Here is a 14,493-nt window from a genome sequence, read left to right on the forward strand (position 1 = left end):
TATTTTTAGAGTCAGTAAAATTTTAATAAAAAAGATAATTGTTTAGATTTGTTAAAGCATTTAAATTATATCCCGAAACGTCGGGACAAAATTATGATTAAAGAAGAAAAAGTTCCATTTGAAACAATGGTGTTTTCGGGCATTACATTTAAAGTAATCAACCGACACGAAGCCCACACTATTATTGGAGATCTAACTGATTTCGGCAATAATAAAATCTACAATGTTTTTGAAGACACTTGGCGTTTTCCTGATTACGAAGAAAATCCGATATTTTTGTTAGCAGAACACGATGTCGAAATGGATTTTTTTGAAATGGATTTCAGTACAGAAGAACATCCTGATATTTTCATTTTAGGATTTATTTTTAAAGGAAACCTGACAGTTGCAAAATGGATCAGTTCTTACGACACAGACAATTCTCCCGCTTTAATTGTCTTAGGAAAAACAACCACAGTCAATATCAATTTATTCGGAAGCGTTCATTATTTGGGCGGAGGTCTGCAATGTGATACGTTAGCTGGAGAATACAATCACGGAGAACTTTTTGTAAAAGGAGATCTTAAAGCTTGGCTAGTTTACAGCGATGATATGGCGTTTCATTTTGAACGTTTTACAGACGTTCAGGCTATTATTAGTGCTGGAAGGCCAGATATTTTAATTTGCAGCAATGTTCAAGATACAGACGGATCTGTCATTACGGTTGAAAATTATTTGCCTTCAACACATCAATTATCTGATATTGTAGACAATGCATTTGTCGAAATTTCCGCTTATGGCAATGAAGTATTGGGCAATAATTATCTCGATGTTTTTAAAGACGGACTTTCCATTTTAGATTACGATAAAAAAGAGAAATATATGTATGCTGATTTCCGTAATCAGTTTATCAATATGGTCGAAGTTTTGTCTGAAAATGAGGAACTAAAAGAGAACGGCAATATTGTTAGACATATTTCTGGCACCACTTATTTATTCATTCCTTTTGATTATGAAGGCAAGAAATACAGCCAGATTTCTGAAGAAATTGCCAACGGTTTTGGTATAAGAATGCGTGCTTTATGGTGTCACGATGATCAAGAAATTATGCTTATTTTGGAATATCTTAATGAAGACGGAGATCCGAAATACCAATGGATGAATGACGAAAATGCACAAGGAATTGAGTTTTTCTGCGTAAAACAGGCGGCAATAAAAACGTTTGAAATGCTAACGGCTGAAGTTGTTGAAAATGATGAAGATGAAACTGAATATGCAGATTACAACAGCAGTTTTTCATTAGAAGAATTTGCCGTTCAATTTGGGGATTACAAACTTCCTCAAGATTTAGTTAAGTTATATGAATTCGAACAAGAATATGGCGTAGAAAGCTATTCTGAATGTTTCGGACTTACAATAACAGAGGATAAAACGGGCATAAAAACATGGTCTGAAGAAGAAGAATTCTATAACAGTTTTATCGAATTTGCAGGCGCAAACGGTTCAGGAAGTTCGTATGCGTATTGGCTTATTGATAAAGATTTGAATAATTGCCCGATTGTGGTTTTCGGCGACGAAGGCGGAGTTCACGTTGTAGCAGAGAACACTCAAAAACTGATGCAGCTTTTAACTTTGGATACTGAAATCTCTGTTGATTTTGATAAAGCTTATTTCTATAAAGACGAAGAATATTATGAAGAAAGCGAAAACAAAGAAGAATTTCAGAAATGGGTTAAAGAACAGTTCAATCTTGATGCGATAGAAGAAAACGAAGAAGCGGACGAAATTGTAGAACAAGCGCAAATAAAGTACAAGCAAAAGTTCAATGATTTCTTAGTGAAGTTTGATATTGAAATCAGCGAAGAAGACGATGATGAATAGTTTTTTTATCTTTGAATTTAAATTAGAACAAAAATGAAAACACATTTAGCACTTTTACGAGGCATCAATGTTTCTGGGCATAATATGATGAAAATGGAGGCTTTGAAAGCAATGTTGGAAAAACTTGGTTTTCAGAATATTCGAACGTATCTGCAATCTGGAAATGTATTTGTAGATAGTGAAGAAGAAGCTTCGAAAGTTGGTTTTATGATCAAACAGGAAATTTTTAAAGTTTTCGGCCATGAAGTTCCTGTTGTCATGATTACCAAAGAAAATTTAGAATCTTGTTTTGCCAATAATCCGTTTTTTAAAGAGAAAGATATTGATACCAAAATGCTATACGTTGCTTTTGTTTCAACGACTTTAAAAAAAGAAAATATAAACGATTTAAAAATTAGCCAGTTTAAGCCAGACGAAGCAAGTATTGACGAAAACAGAATTTTTATAAAATATGCAGTTGGCGCTGGTAAAACCCGTTTTGATCAAAATTATATAGAGAAAAAATTAAATGTAACCGCAACAATTCGAAACTGGAATACCGTTACGAACTTGCTTAAAATGTATAACGAATAATGAAAAAATTAATTACAATTCTATTTATTGCTGTTTTTTGCCAATTAGGAACAGCACAGCAAAAAGCCAAATCGAACAGCGAAAATTTTACCACCTTTCTTAAGAAATTCAATGAAGATAAAAACTTTCAATTGAGCCGTGTAAAATTTCCTTTTAAAATAAAAACAATTGACGATAATTTGGAAGATATTGAGGTTACAATGACTGAAAAGAATTATAGAATTCTAAAATTGGATGACAAAGGAATGGAGTTTAGACAAAAAGTTATCCTAAAACCAAACAAAGCCGTTATTGAACAACGCGGAATTGATACAGGCATTTACGCAGATTATATTTTCGAACTAAAAGATAATAAATGGTTCCTTAAAACTTGGCTTGATCAATCCATGTAATTTAATCTCGAAGCCATTTTTGCATAGCTGGAAAAGGAGATTTATTTTCTTTTTCAGCTTTTTCATTTTTTAATTAAATCACAATACCAAAATCCGAAATCAAATGCAGTTTCGTCATTGTTATCGCAGGCTGTATCTGATGAATCTTGTCTTTCTGGCTTTTCATATTTTCGATACACAATTTCGCCAATTTCAAAATCAATTGGTTTAGAAAAAATTGGACCGTCAAAAGTAAACGTATGGAATTCGCCGTTTTCACCACACACATCTACATTATTAGGCAAATCATTTATAAAATCTTGATCGATTATTCTTCCTACAAAACTTTTATCCAAATATTTTTCGTTGACGCAAACCACAATCGTTTTGAATCCCAGCGAAATAAACTCTTGAATTAAATCGTAAGTCGGAATTTTCCAAATCGGAAAAACACCTGTAAAACCAATTTTTGCCAGTTGATTTTCGCGATATTGTCGTAAATCTTCTAGAAAAATATCTCCAAAAATAGAATGTGTTATTCCGTTTTGTTTTAGTTCAATCAAAGTTTCGGTCATTACTTTTTCGTAAACTTCCATAGTCGGCATTTCGGGAACTTCGATAATTTTTAACGGAATTCCGATGCTTTCGGCTTGTTCCTGTAGTAATTCAACGCGAATTCCGTGCATCGAAATGCGCTGATATTGTTGGTTAACGCTTGTCAGTAAACATTCGATCTTAAAATCAGAATTTTGAAGCGTTTTGTATAAAGCAAGAGCAGAATCTTTTCCGCTGCTCCAGTTAAATAAGGCTTTTTGAGGTTCAGTCACGATTTGGCAGTTTTATATTGTAAACATACAAATTTCATTCTATTTGTAAAGGAAACCTTTGTAACTTTGGAATTTCGCCTTCAAATTCATTTCAATGAAATACATTTTTCTATTCTTCACCAGTTTTCTTTTTGCACAGCAAACCAAATACGTTGATTTTAAATCTGTTTCAGGTCAATTATCATTAAATCCGAAAGGAAAAACAATTTCAGGAACTGTCGATTTTCAATTTGAGGTTTTGCAGGATATTGATACCATTTCGCTTGACGCGAAAAACATGGAATTTTCGAATGTAAAAATCGATGAAAAAGAAATCATGTTTATCAATACCAATAAAGAATTGAAATTAATTTTTCCTTTCAAAAAAGGACAGAATCATTTGACTTTCAGTTACACGGCAAAACCAAAACAGGCATTGTACTTTGTTGATATGGAAAATGACGAAGTGCAAATCTGGACACAAGGGCAGGGCAGATATACCAGTAATTGGTTTCCTAGTTTTGATGATGTAAATGAGAAGCTGATTTTTAATTTAGGGATTTCTTATGATGCCACTTATCAGGTAGTTGCAAACGGAATTTTAAAAGAAAAAACGACAAAGGGAAATTTAAATCACTGGCAATTTCAAATGGAAAAACCAATGAGTTCCTATTTGTTAATGATGGCTATCGGAAAATTTGATAAAAAAGAATTTAAATCGAAAAGTAAAATACCTTTAGAATACTTTTTCGAACCTAAAGATGCCGATCGCTTTGAGCCAACGTATCGCTATTCCAAACGAATTTTTGATTTTCTTGAAAAAGAAATTGGTGTAAAATATCCTTGGAAAATTAACAGACAGATTCCGGTGAGAGACTTTCTGTATGCAGGAATGGAAAATACGACTTCAACGCTTTTTGCAACGCGCTATGTGGTAGATTCAACTGGTTTTTGCGATAGAAATTACACCAACGTAGACGCGCACGAATTGGCGCATCATTGGTTTGGCGATTTAATAACGGCCGAAAGCAGTACGCATCATTGGCTTCAGGAAGGATTTGCCACTTATTTTGCTTTATTGGCAGAAAAAGATATTTATGGAGAAGATTATTTTTACTCTAAATTGTACGACACGGCACAGCAAATTAAATTTGCTTCCCGTACCGATACTATTCCAGTTTTAAATCCTAAAGCCAGTTCGCTAACTTTTTATGAAAAAGGAGCTTGGGCGTTATTTGTTCTGCACGAATCAATTGGAGATAAAGCATTTAAAAAAGCGATTAAAAATTATCTCAATAAATATGCTTATCAAACGGTGAACACGCAAAATTTCTTTGACGAAATTAAGAAAGTCTCTGATTTTGATGTGGAAAATTTTCAGAAAACCTGGTTGGAATCTACCGCTTTTGATACGCCAAGAGCAAATGCGTTATTGAGTAAAAACAAAACAATTGAAAAGCGTTTAGAAATTGATAAACTGAAAAAAACACCTTTGGCTGAGAAAGAAGCTATTTTGAAAAAAACTTTAGAATCAGATGTTTATGAATCGGTAAAAGCAGCCGTTGTCGATCAGTTGGAAAATGAAAAATACGAAGACAAAAAAGCTCTTTTACTTTTGGCAATGCAAACTAATAATATTAGTGTCCGTCAGAATCTTGCGAGCTCTCTAACTAAAATTCCAGAAGATTTTAGAACAAATTACGAAACACTTTTGGATGATAAATCGTATCAGACACAAGAAATTGCGTTGTATTGGTTATGGAGAAATTTTCCAGATCATAGAACTGCCTATTTGGACAAATCTAAAAATTGGATTGGTTTTAATGATTTTAATCTCAAAACCTTATGGCTTTCTCTTGCTTTGTCAACACCGAATTACAGTAGCGACCAAGATTCTCTGGTAAACGAATTAATTGCATTTTCGTCTACTAAATACGAAGCCACAACAAGACAAAATGCTTTGGAAAAACTGATCGCTTTTAAAATAATTAACGATCAAGTTTTGAGCAACTTAGTTGGAGCTACAACGCATCATATGTGGCAATTTTCAAAATTTGGTAGAGATACGATTAGACTCTTGTTAAAAAATCCTGAAATGCGTGCTTCTTTTAATAGAATTTTACCTAATTTGACACCCGATGAACAGTTCCAATTGAATCGTTTGTTGAAAGAGTAAATTATAGAGGTAAGAGTATAGAAAATAGAAAATAGAAAATAGAAAATAGAATATAGAAAAGAGTTGAAAGAAGCGAGATGCAAGATTGAAGAGTAAAGAAGTCTTTGATCTATTTTCTATATTCTTTTCTCTAAAAACTATATTCTTTTCTCTAAAAAATAATCCCAAAAACAAAACCTACATTACAGTTTATGAGAGCATTGGTTATTTCAGGCGGTGGCAGTAAAGGCGCTTTTGCCGGCGGTGTTGCCCAGTATTTAATAGAAGAAAAAAAACACGAATACGACTTGTTTTTAGGAACTTCAACCGGAAGTTTATTGATTCCGCATTTAGCTCTCGGCCATATCAAAAAAATACATTCTGTATATACCAACGTAACAATGTCGAGTATTTTTAACATTTGTCCGTTTGTTGTAAAAACTAAGGATGGAGTTGATATTGTGACAATTAATCACTTTAATGTAATACGCCAATTTTTTAAAGGAAAACGAACTTTTGGAGAAAGTAAAGGTTTGAAAAAATACATTAGGAATAATTTTTCTATTTCTGATTTTAATAAACTCAAAAAGCTTAAAACAGATGTTATCGTTACGGTAACTAATTTTACCAAAAATGAGTCCGAATATAAATCGGTTAAAGATTGTACCTACGAAGAGTTTTGCGAATGGTCTTGGATATCGAGTAACTATGTTCCGTTTATGAGTTTGGTCGAAAAAAATAATTGTGAATATGGCGACGGCGGATTTTCAAGCTTGGTTCCGATCCGTGAAGCTATCAATCGCGGCGCCACCGAAATCGATGTGATAGTTCTAGAAACAGAAGTAAATACAACGAAAACTGTTATTGGTAAAAACCCGTTTTCTTTGATGATTGATTTATTCCGAATTGCTCTCGATCAAGTAGAGAAGCATGATATTGCTATAGGAAAACTTATGGCAAATAATAAGAATGTGAAACTAAATTTATACTACACTCCAATAAAACTAACTGATAATGCTTTGATCTTTAATAAAGAAGTGATGAAAGAATGGTGGGAGCAAGGTTATGAATATGCCCAAAATAAGTCTGAAACGATGAGTGATAATAAGATATTGATATAAGATATTGATATAAGATTTTAGATTGTTGATTTTAGATTTTAGATTTTAGATTGTTGCTGTTAAATGCCAGAATCTAAAATCTAAAATCAACAATCTAAAATTATTAATACCAAAGGTCTGCAACTTCAGCTTTAATAAAACTCAAAGCAGCATTACTTGGGGATTGTTTTTCTAACAAATCATTCAAAATAACTTCGCGAAGTTTATCTGCATTTTCAACTTTTTCGCTCATCGCTGCTTTACGAATCATTTGTATTGTTGCATTTTTTGCAGTTGTAATGATGGTCCAGCATTCTTCAGAAATATAAATTTGCTGTGTTAAATTATGTTCAAATTCTTGTTCAATTTGGTCGATCAGGAAATTCTCATAATCATGTTTTAATGGTGAAATTGGTGCAACTCTGATTAAAAGTTTAGTTAAATTAATACGTTCCAAAAACAAAGTCATGCGCTCGTAAGCTTGTAAACGTATTGGCAACGACTCTTTGTGCGCTTGTTTGTTTAATAAAAAAGCACGTTTTCTGTCATTGTTTTTAATGTGTAATTCAAAGAAACGATACGCTACAACTCCTGTAACTAAGGCTGGTAAAGTATAACTCGCAAGTTCGATTATTTTGTTGAAATCCATTGGAATAATTTTTAAGCAAAAATATACTTTTTGATCAAAAATCAACTTTAAATTTATGGTAATAAACAAAAAGGAAGCCGTACTTTTGCAACTTGTTTTTTACAGAGACTGAAAAATCTTTTTAATGGATTCATATATAATACTTTTTCTTTGTTTAGCGGCTTTTGCTGCAGGGTTTATTGATGCCATTGTTGGCGGCGGTGGATTGATTCAAACTCCGATGGGATTAATTTTATTGCCTAATCTTCCCGTTTCGACGGTAGTTGGAACGTTAAAAATTCCAGCGTTTAGCGGAACTGCTTTTGCTGCTTTTCAGTATTTGAAAAAAGTAGTAATTCAGTGGAAACTCTTGATTATTATGATGTGCTTAGCGGTTCCGTCGGCATTTTTAGGATCAACTATTTTGACAATGGTCAGCAATGATTTTATGAAACCGCTTTTGCTTGTGGTTTTATCTTTGCTTTTTATATATACTTACGCCAAGAAAAACTTCGGACAGCACGTTGCTAAAGATCATTCGGCAGCGACACAAATATTTTATGCAGTTGTTATCAGTATAATTATTGGATTTTACGACGGATTTATCGGACCTGGAACAGGAAGTTTTTTTGTTGTAGCTTTTATTGCACTTTTAGGTTTTGATTTTCTTCACGCTTCCGCGAATGCTAAAATGGTGAATCTCGCGACCAATTTTGGTTCGATTTGTTTGTTTATGATTAAAGGAAAAATCATTTGGACAATTGCCATTCCGATGGCAATTAGCAACGGAATAGGCGGATGGCTCGGTGCAAAACTGGCAATCAACAAAGGAAACGGATTTATTCGAATCTTCTTTTTAATTGTGGTTGTTGGGACTTTGATTCGATTTGCCTATGACGTTTTCTTTAAGTAAATTTTTAAACCATATAAGTTATATAAGATTTTATAAGTTTTTGTCTTGTTTGAAGTTAAGATCATATTAATTTTTTTAAATCATAATTAGCTCAATAAGCAAACATTATTAGTTGTGTTTGCTAAAGTTTTAAAATCATGTAAATTTTTAAACCATATAAGTTATGTAAGATATTTTAAGTTTGTTTAATAAGATTATAAATCATATAAGTTTTCCTAGTATTTAAAAATATCTAAAATGAACTTATATGACTTATATGGTTTAAAAATATTTAAAGAAAGCCAATTGTTTGTTTTTTAGCCCCGATTGAGGCGGTATCCTCGTATCCCGATGATAATCGGGAGGAGAGATATAGCCGAAAGCGGGAAACCATGCCTAATAAAATGCCTTTTGTTTGGCTTCAAAAAAAAAACTTAGTCCCGAAGCTTCGGGATAGTAGCTTAGCATCTTAGGAACTTTCTTTTTCCATCTTTAATTGCTATTTTTGCCTAAAAGGAGAAAATTTCATGCAAAAATATATTGACCAGCTCAACGAAGCGCAGAGAGCGCCTGTTTTAAAGAAAGACGGGCCAATGATTATTATCGCTGGTGCAGGTTCTGGAAAAACCAGAGTTTTAACGATAAGAATTGCTTATTTGATGCATCAGGGAATTGATGCTTTTAATATTTTGTCGCTGACGTTTACCAATAAAGCGGCGCGCGAAATGAAACACAGGATTTCGGATATCGTGGGAGCAACAGAGGCTAAAAACCTTTGGATGGGGACATTTCACTCGATATTTGCCCGTATTCTTCGTGCAGAATCTGATCATTTAGGATATCCTTCCAATTTTACTATTTATGATTCTCAGGATTCGGCTAGATTGATTTCTTCCATTATTAAAGAAATGCAGTTAGATCGGGATATTTATAAACCAAAACAGATTTTAGGACGTATATCTAGTTATAAGAATAGCTTGATTACAGTGAAAGCTTATTTTAATAATCCTGAATTAGTCGAAGCCGATGCGATGGCAAAACGACCAAGATTAGGAGAAATTTATCAGCAATACGTAGAACGCTGCTTTAAAGCTGGAGCAATGGATTTTGATGATTTGTTGTTAAAAACTAACGAATTATTGACACGTTTTCCAGAAGTTTTGGCCAAATATCAAAACCGTTTTCGTTATATTTTGGTTGATGAGTACCAGGATACAAATCACTCTCAGTATTTGATTGTTAGGGCTTTGTCTGATAAGTTTCAGAATATTTGTGTGGTTGGAGATGATGCGCAGAGTATTTATGCTTTCCGTGGTGCGAATATCAATAATATTTTGAATTTCCAGAAGGATTATGAAGGTGTGGTAATGTTTAGATTGGAACAAAATTACCGTTCGACCCGAAATATTGTGGAAGCCGCAAATACGGTAATGGAGCATAATAAAACCAAACTGGATAAAGTCGTTTGGACAGCAAATGATTTTGGACCAAGAATTAAAGTCCATAGAAGTTTAACAGATGCTGAAGAAGGGCGTTTTGTGGCAAGTACCATTTTTGAGCAGAAAATGCAAAATCAGTTGCATAATGGTGCTTTTGCAATTCTGTATCGTACCAATGCGCAATCGCGTGCCATGGAGGATGCGTTGAGAAAACGTGATATTCCGTATAGAATTTATGGCGGTTTGTCTTTTTATCAGCGTAAAGAAATTAAAGATGTTTTATGTTATCTGCGTTTGGTAATTAACCCGAAAGACGAGGAAGCTTTAATTCGTGTTATTAATTATCCAGCACGTGGAATTGGTGATACAACTGTAGAAAAATTAACCATTGCTGCCAATCATTACAAACGTTCGATTTGGGAAGTAATGGTAAATATCGATAAAATCGATTTGAAGCTGAATGCGGGTACAAAAAACAAATTGAAAGATTTTGTTACCATGATTCAGAGTTTTCAAGTTATCGACCAGAATCAGGATGCTTTTTATCTGACAGATCACGTGGCTAAAAAAACGGGTTTGGTTCAGGAATTGAAAAAAGATGCTACGCCGGAAGGAATGGCAAAAATTCAGAATATAGAAGAGCTTTTAAACGGTCTTAAAGATTTTGTTGAAGGACAAAGAGAAATTGATGGAGCAAGAGGCGCACTTTCTGAATTCATGGAAGATGTGGCTTTGGCAACAGATTTGGATAAAGATACGAGTGATGAAGATCGTGTAGCTTTGATGACGATTCACTTAGCAAAAGGATTGGAGTTTCCGCATGTATTTGTAGTGGGGATGGAAGAAGATTTGTTTCCTTCTGCAATGAGTATGAGTACGAGAAGTGAACTAGAGGAAGAGCGTCGTTTGTTTTATGTGGCATTGACTCGTGCAGAACATCAGGCGTATTTGACTTATGCTCAATCTCGTTATCGTTGGGGAAAATTGACAGATAGTGAACCGTCTCGTTTCATAGAAGAAATCGATGGACAATTTTTAGAATATTTGACACCTTCTGAAACGAATTATCGTTATAAATCTCCAATTGATGGGGACATTTTTGGCGATGTAGACAAATCAAAATTAAGGTTAAGCAAACCCGTTGGAGGAACTCCGCCAGCTTATCTTACGAATAATGAACCTAAACCAGATTTGAATATTCGTAAGCTAAAACCGGTTTCTGGAAATGCGCCATCTAGTGGAAATTCAAATTTATTTGACAGTAAATTGACAATAGGTAATATTGTGATGCACGAACGTTTTGGAAAAGGTGAAGTTATAAACCTCGAGGGAGTTGGTGCAGATAAAAAAGCAGAAATTAAATTTGAAGTTGGTGGATTGAAGAAATTGCTGCTACGATTTGCTAAGCTCGATGTAGTGGGATAAATGTAAATTTTAGTTTGAAGTATTTCGTAACTTTAAGAAACATGAAATTTGAAACCTTAAACTTAAAACAAAAAACATGGCTGAATTTATAAAAATATATCCCGATAAACCTAGTGAAGCTGCAATTGCAAAAGTGGTAAAAGTACTTCAGAATGGCGGTTTGGTAATTTATCCAACTGATACTGTTTATGGTTTGGGTTGTGATATTACTAATTCGCGCGCATTAGAAAAAATCGCAAAAATTAAAGGTGTTAAATTAGAAAAGGCAAATTTTTCATTTATTTGTCATGATTTAAGTAATCTGTCAGATTATGTGAGGCAGATCAATACTTCTACATTCAAAATATTAAAGAGAGCTTTGCCAGGTCCTTATACATTTATTTTGCCAGGAAATAATAGTCTTCCGAAGGAATTTAAAAAGAAAACGACTGTTGGTATTCGTGTTCCTGATAATAATATCATACTAGAAATTGTTCGTCAGTTAGGAAACCCAGTTGTTTCAACTTCTATTCGTGATGAAGATGACGTAATAGAATATACTACAGATCCAGAATTGATTTTTGAGAAATGGCAGCATCTTGTAGATATGGTAATAGATGGAGGCTACGGAGATAATGTAGGATCGACTATAATTGATCTATCTGAACATGAGCCAGTTATCGTAAGAGAAGGTAAAGGGGATATTGATATTTTGTAAAAAAATACACTAAAAGTATAAAAGTACAAAAAATTATGAGTAACTTTATTATGTTAAAATTTAGTTAGTTACTTAAAAATAATGCTATTCTTGATTTATATTTAATTGGTTATTAAAAAAATTAAGGATACATAAAAGCAGGTCTTTTGGACCTGCTTTTTCTGTTTTTATACTATGTAAAACAAGATTATTTAGCTTGTTTTTTCATTTCTTTTTCAATCATATCATAGAATTGATCGATTTTTGGCATAACTACGATACGAGTTCTTCTGTTACGAGCTCTATCTTCTGCAGTATCGTTAGAAACCAAAGGAACATAAGAACTTCTACCAGCAGCAATTAATTTAGCTGGGTTAACACCAAGATCGTTTGTTAATACACGAACGATAGAAGTAGAACGTTTTACACTTAAATCCCAGTTGTCTAAGATAATACCGTTGCTTTTGTATGGCACATTATCAGTGTGACCTTCAACCATACATTCGAAATCTGGTTTGTCATTTACAACTTTAGCAACTTTTCCTAAAACAGTTTTTGCTCTGTCGCTTACTTCATAGCTACCGCTTTTGAATAATAATTTATCAGCGATAGAAATAAATACAACTCCTTTTTCAACATTGATTTCGATGTCTGGATCGTTGATTCCAACAGCACCTTTTAAGCTTGTTACTAAAGCTAAAGTTACACTGTCTTTTTTAGTAAGAGCGTCTTGAAGTCTAGAGATTTTCAAATCTTTTTCTTTTAAACTTTCAAGAGATTTTTCAAGGTTTTCTGCACCTTTAGTAGTTAAGATTGTTAAATCTTTAGAGCTATTGATTAAGTCTTGATTATGTTGTTTGTAGCTGTCTGCTGTTGCAGCTAATCCAGCTTTTTCTTCTAAGCACGTGTTTAATTTTACAGTACAAGAGTTTAACAAATCTTGAGTCTCTTTGTTCTTAGCTTCTAACTCAGCATATTTCTTTTTAGAAACACATGATGTTAAAGCCATTAATACTGATAGTGCGATAACTATTTTTCTCATAAATTTAATTTTAATTAGACTTGATTACAAATTTAGTTTTTAATATTTTGAATACTGTTAAAGATTTCTTTAAATAAGCTCAGTTTCTTTATATAATAAAGGAAAACGATGCTTTTCACCGTATAGTATTGCTGTATCTGAAATTTTTTTCGTTTTTTTAAATATTTTAAAGATAAGCAATAAAAAGAGAAATGTGCCTTTAAAATGGCAAAAGTATGCTTGATTTTACCTTGTGTAAGAAAACGGATACCAGCAATCCCATCTAAAACCATGCGGAAAAATATCACAAAAAACAATCCTTTTGCAGGCAGATTTTTAACCAGCATTAATAGTGAATTTCTAAAATTCAAATACGTTTTTTTAGGATTTCCCTGTTGTAGCGTAGCGCCTCCTACATGATAAACAACAGATTGATAATTGTATTTTATAGTATGTCTTTCATTTTTGGCGCGCCAGCATAAATCTATTTCTTCCTGATGCGCAAAAAAACTTTCATCAAAGCCACCTAATTCATGAAAAACGTTCTTTCTAATGAAAAAACAAGCGCCAGAAGCCCAAAACAATTCAGCATTATCGTCATACTGGCCATTGTCTTTTTCGATAGTTTCAAATATTCTTCCTCTACAGAAAGGAAAGCCGTATTTGTCAATAAAACCGCCAGCAGCGCCAGCGTATTCAAAATATTCTTTGTTTTTAAAATCAAGAATTTTTGGCTGAATTATAGCGGTCTGTTTTTCTTTTTCGAAAGTATCAAGAATAGGTTGAAGCCAGTTTTCTGTAACTTCAATATCTGAATTGACTAATGCGTATATTTCGGCATCAATATGTTGTAAAGCATCATTGTAGCCTTTTGCAAAGCCATGATTGCCCGTATTTTTTACAACTTTTATGGTTGGAAAATTTTCTGTCACGAAAGCGACAGAATTATCTGTAGAATCGTTGTCTGCAACATAAATAGTCGCTCCTTCAGAAAATTGAATAATAGATGGTAAAAACTGCTCTAACAATTTTACACCGTTCCAATTTAAAATGACGACTGCTATTTTATCCAAAAGTTCTTAAATTATTTATTTTAATGGTTTTCTTTATAGTCAGGCAGATTTCTCAAAAACTCATATTTTTCGTTTTCAAAATCCATTTGACAATAAAAATGGTTTAGTCCGTTTGTCACTTTCAAAAACCGTGCCTGCATTGTCATATTGTAACGCGCAATTTGGTCAAAAGTTGCCTGAGATATTTTAACTTCTGGCGCTTTGCATTCTACTAATATATGTATAGATCCATCAGAATTAAATACCACAACATCATATCTTTTTCTTAATCCGTTGATAGTTAAAACTTTCTCTACGTTTATTAAAGATTTGGGGTATTTTTTTTCATTCATTAGAAAATGGACAACGTGTTGCCGAACCCATTCTTCTGGCGTAAGAATTATGAATTTTTTCCTGATTTCATCAAAAATAGACACTTTATTTTCGCTATTTTTGAATCGGAAAGTATAAGAAGGAAAATTTAGCTTTAACATA

At 33.1% G+C, this 14,493-nt stretch carries 13 protein-coding genes; 8 read left to right on the forward strand and 5 right to left on the reverse strand.

All coding sequences use genetic code 11. The features are described from left to right. Positions 1–93 precede the first annotated feature (93 nt). The 3 genes from EG814_RS07780 to EG814_RS07790 are packed head-to-tail and all read left to right on the forward strand — an operon-like array spanning position 94 to position 2,825. Positions 94–1,860, forward strand: a complete 1,767-nt coding sequence (locus tag EG814_RS07780; RefSeq protein WP_235830929.1) for a hypothetical protein — start codon at positions 94–96, stop codon at positions 1,858–1,860. A 33-nt stretch (positions 1,861–1,893) separates the two neighbouring features. Beyond that, the gene (locus tag EG814_RS07785; protein WP_125720608.1) at positions 1,894–2,433 is read left to right on the forward strand and encodes a DUF1697 domain-containing protein; all 540 of its coding nucleotides are present in this window, start codon (positions 1,894–1,896) and stop codon (positions 2,431–2,433) included. Beyond that, a complete protein-coding gene (locus EG814_RS07790; protein WP_125720610.1) occupies positions 2,433–2,825 on the forward strand; it encodes a DUF4348 domain-containing protein in 393 nt (130 codons plus the stop codon). The genes EG814_RS07785 and EG814_RS07790 overlap by 1 nt, the downstream gene beginning before the upstream one ends. Positions 2,826–2,887: 62 nt before the next feature. Here the strand turns inward: EG814_RS07790 and EG814_RS07795 are convergent, their stop codons facing one another. Continuing rightward, positions 2,888–3,631: a Dph6-related ATP pyrophosphatase gene (locus EG814_RS07795; RefSeq protein WP_125720612.1), complete on the reverse strand. Its 744-nt coding sequence runs from the start codon at positions 3,629–3,631 to the stop codon at positions 2,888–2,890. A 94-nt stretch (positions 3,632–3,725) separates the two neighbouring features. Here EG814_RS07795 and EG814_RS07800 point away from each other — a divergent pair, with 94 nt between their 5' ends. Continuing rightward, positions 3,726–5,786, forward strand: coding sequence for a M1 family metallopeptidase (locus EG814_RS07800; protein ID WP_125720614.1), 2,061 nt, complete (start codon positions 3,726–3,728; stop codon positions 5,784–5,786). Positions 5,787–5,977: 191 nt separating this feature from the next. Then, positions 5,978–6,886 carry a patatin-like phospholipase family protein gene (locus EG814_RS07805; protein WP_125720616.1) on the forward strand — a complete coding sequence of 303 codons (909 nt, stop codon included), beginning with the start codon at positions 5,978–5,980 and terminating at the stop codon, positions 6,884–6,886. Between the two features lie 103 nt (positions 6,887–6,989). Here the strand turns inward: EG814_RS07805 and EG814_RS07810 are convergent, their stop codons facing one another. Beyond that, positions 6,990–7,514, reverse strand: coding sequence for a DUF7935 family protein (locus tag EG814_RS07810; protein ID WP_125720618.1), 525 nt, complete (start codon positions 7,512–7,514; stop codon positions 6,990–6,992). A gap of 124 nt (positions 7,515–7,638) precedes the next feature. Between EG814_RS07810 and EG814_RS07815 the strand changes: the two genes are divergently transcribed. The 3 genes from EG814_RS07815 to EG814_RS07825 all read left to right on the forward strand — a co-directional run bounded on the left by EG814_RS07815 (position 7,639) and on the right by EG814_RS07825 (position 11,946). Beyond that, entirely contained in the window at positions 7,639–8,406 is a 768-nt protein-coding gene (locus EG814_RS07815) for a sulfite exporter TauE/SafE family protein (protein WP_125720620.1), read from the forward strand. A 506-nt stretch (positions 8,407–8,912) separates the two neighbouring features. Beyond that, positions 8,913–11,249 carry an ATP-dependent helicase gene (locus EG814_RS07820; protein ID WP_125720622.1) on the forward strand — a complete coding sequence of 779 codons (2,337 nt, stop codon included), beginning with the start codon at positions 8,913–8,915 and terminating at the stop codon, positions 11,247–11,249. 76 nt (positions 11,250–11,325) lie between these two features. Next, complete coding sequence (locus EG814_RS07825; RefSeq protein WP_125720625.1) at positions 11,326–11,946, forward strand: L-threonylcarbamoyladenylate synthase; 621 nt, start codon at positions 11,326–11,328, stop codon at positions 11,944–11,946. 187 nt (positions 11,947–12,133) lie between these two features. Here EG814_RS07825 and EG814_RS07830 read toward each other — a convergent pair whose 3' ends face one another. Genes EG814_RS07830 through EG814_RS07840 form a run of 3 tightly spaced genes read right to left on the reverse strand, consistent with a single transcriptional unit; the run spans position 12,134 to position 14,492 of the window. After that, the gene (locus EG814_RS07830; protein ID WP_125720626.1) at positions 12,134–12,967 is read right to left on the reverse strand and encodes an OmpA/MotB family protein; all 834 of its coding nucleotides are present in this window, start codon (positions 12,965–12,967) and stop codon (positions 12,134–12,136) included. Between the two features lie 32 nt (positions 12,968–12,999). Continuing rightward, positions 13,000–14,019 carry a glycosyltransferase family 2 protein gene (locus EG814_RS07835; RefSeq protein WP_125720628.1) on the reverse strand — a complete coding sequence of 340 codons (1,020 nt, stop codon included), beginning with the start codon at positions 14,017–14,019 and terminating at the stop codon, positions 13,000–13,002. Between the two features lie 20 nt (positions 14,020–14,039). Then, positions 14,040–14,492 (reverse strand): type I restriction enzyme HsdR N-terminal domain-containing protein, encoded by a 453-nt coding sequence (locus tag EG814_RS07840; protein ID WP_125720630.1) that lies wholly within the window; start codon positions 14,490–14,492, stop codon positions 14,040–14,042. Position 14,493: the final 1 nt, after the last annotated feature.

Origin of the sequence: Flavobacterium ustbae (assembly GCF_003946915.1) — a bacterium.
GTDB classification, from domain to species: Bacteria; Bacteroidota; Bacteroidia; order Flavobacteriales; family Flavobacteriaceae; genus Flavobacterium; species Flavobacterium ustbae.

Coding starts and splice junctions, on each gene's coding strand:
- EG814_RS07800 (WP_125720614.1), top strand. CDS start 3,726: ATGAAATACATTTTTCTATTCTTCACCAGTTTTCTTTTTGCACAGCAA.
- EG814_RS07790 (WP_125720610.1), top strand. CDS start 2,433: ATGAAAAAATTAATTACAATTCTATTTATTGCTGTTTTTTGCCAATTA.
- EG814_RS07825 (WP_125720625.1), top strand. CDS start 11,326: ATGGCTGAATTTATAAAAATATATCCCGATAAACCTAGTGAAGCTGCA.
- EG814_RS07820 (WP_125720622.1), top strand. CDS start 8,913: ATGCAAAAATATATTGACCAGCTCAACGAAGCGCAGAGAGCGCCTGTT.
- EG814_RS07810 (WP_125720618.1), bottom strand. CDS start 7,514: ATGGATTTCAACAAAATAATCGAACTTGCGAGTTATACTTTACCAGCC.
- EG814_RS07815 (WP_125720620.1), top strand. CDS start 7,639: ATGGATTCATATATAATACTTTTTCTTTGTTTAGCGGCTTTTGCTGCA.
- EG814_RS07780 (WP_235830929.1), top strand. CDS start 94: ATGATTAAAGAAGAAAAAGTTCCATTTGAAACAATGGTGTTTTCGGGC.
- EG814_RS07785 (WP_125720608.1), top strand. CDS start 1,894: ATGAAAACACATTTAGCACTTTTACGAGGCATCAATGTTTCTGGGCAT.
- EG814_RS07805 (WP_125720616.1), top strand. CDS start 5,978: ATGAGAGCATTGGTTATTTCAGGCGGTGGCAGTAAAGGCGCTTTTGCC.
- EG814_RS07830 (WP_125720626.1), bottom strand. CDS start 12,967: ATGAGAAAAATAGTTATCGCACTATCAGTATTAATGGCTTTAACATCA.
- EG814_RS07840 (WP_125720630.1), bottom strand. CDS start 14,492: ATGTTAAAGCTAAATTTTCCTTCTTATACTTTCCGATTCAAAAATAGC.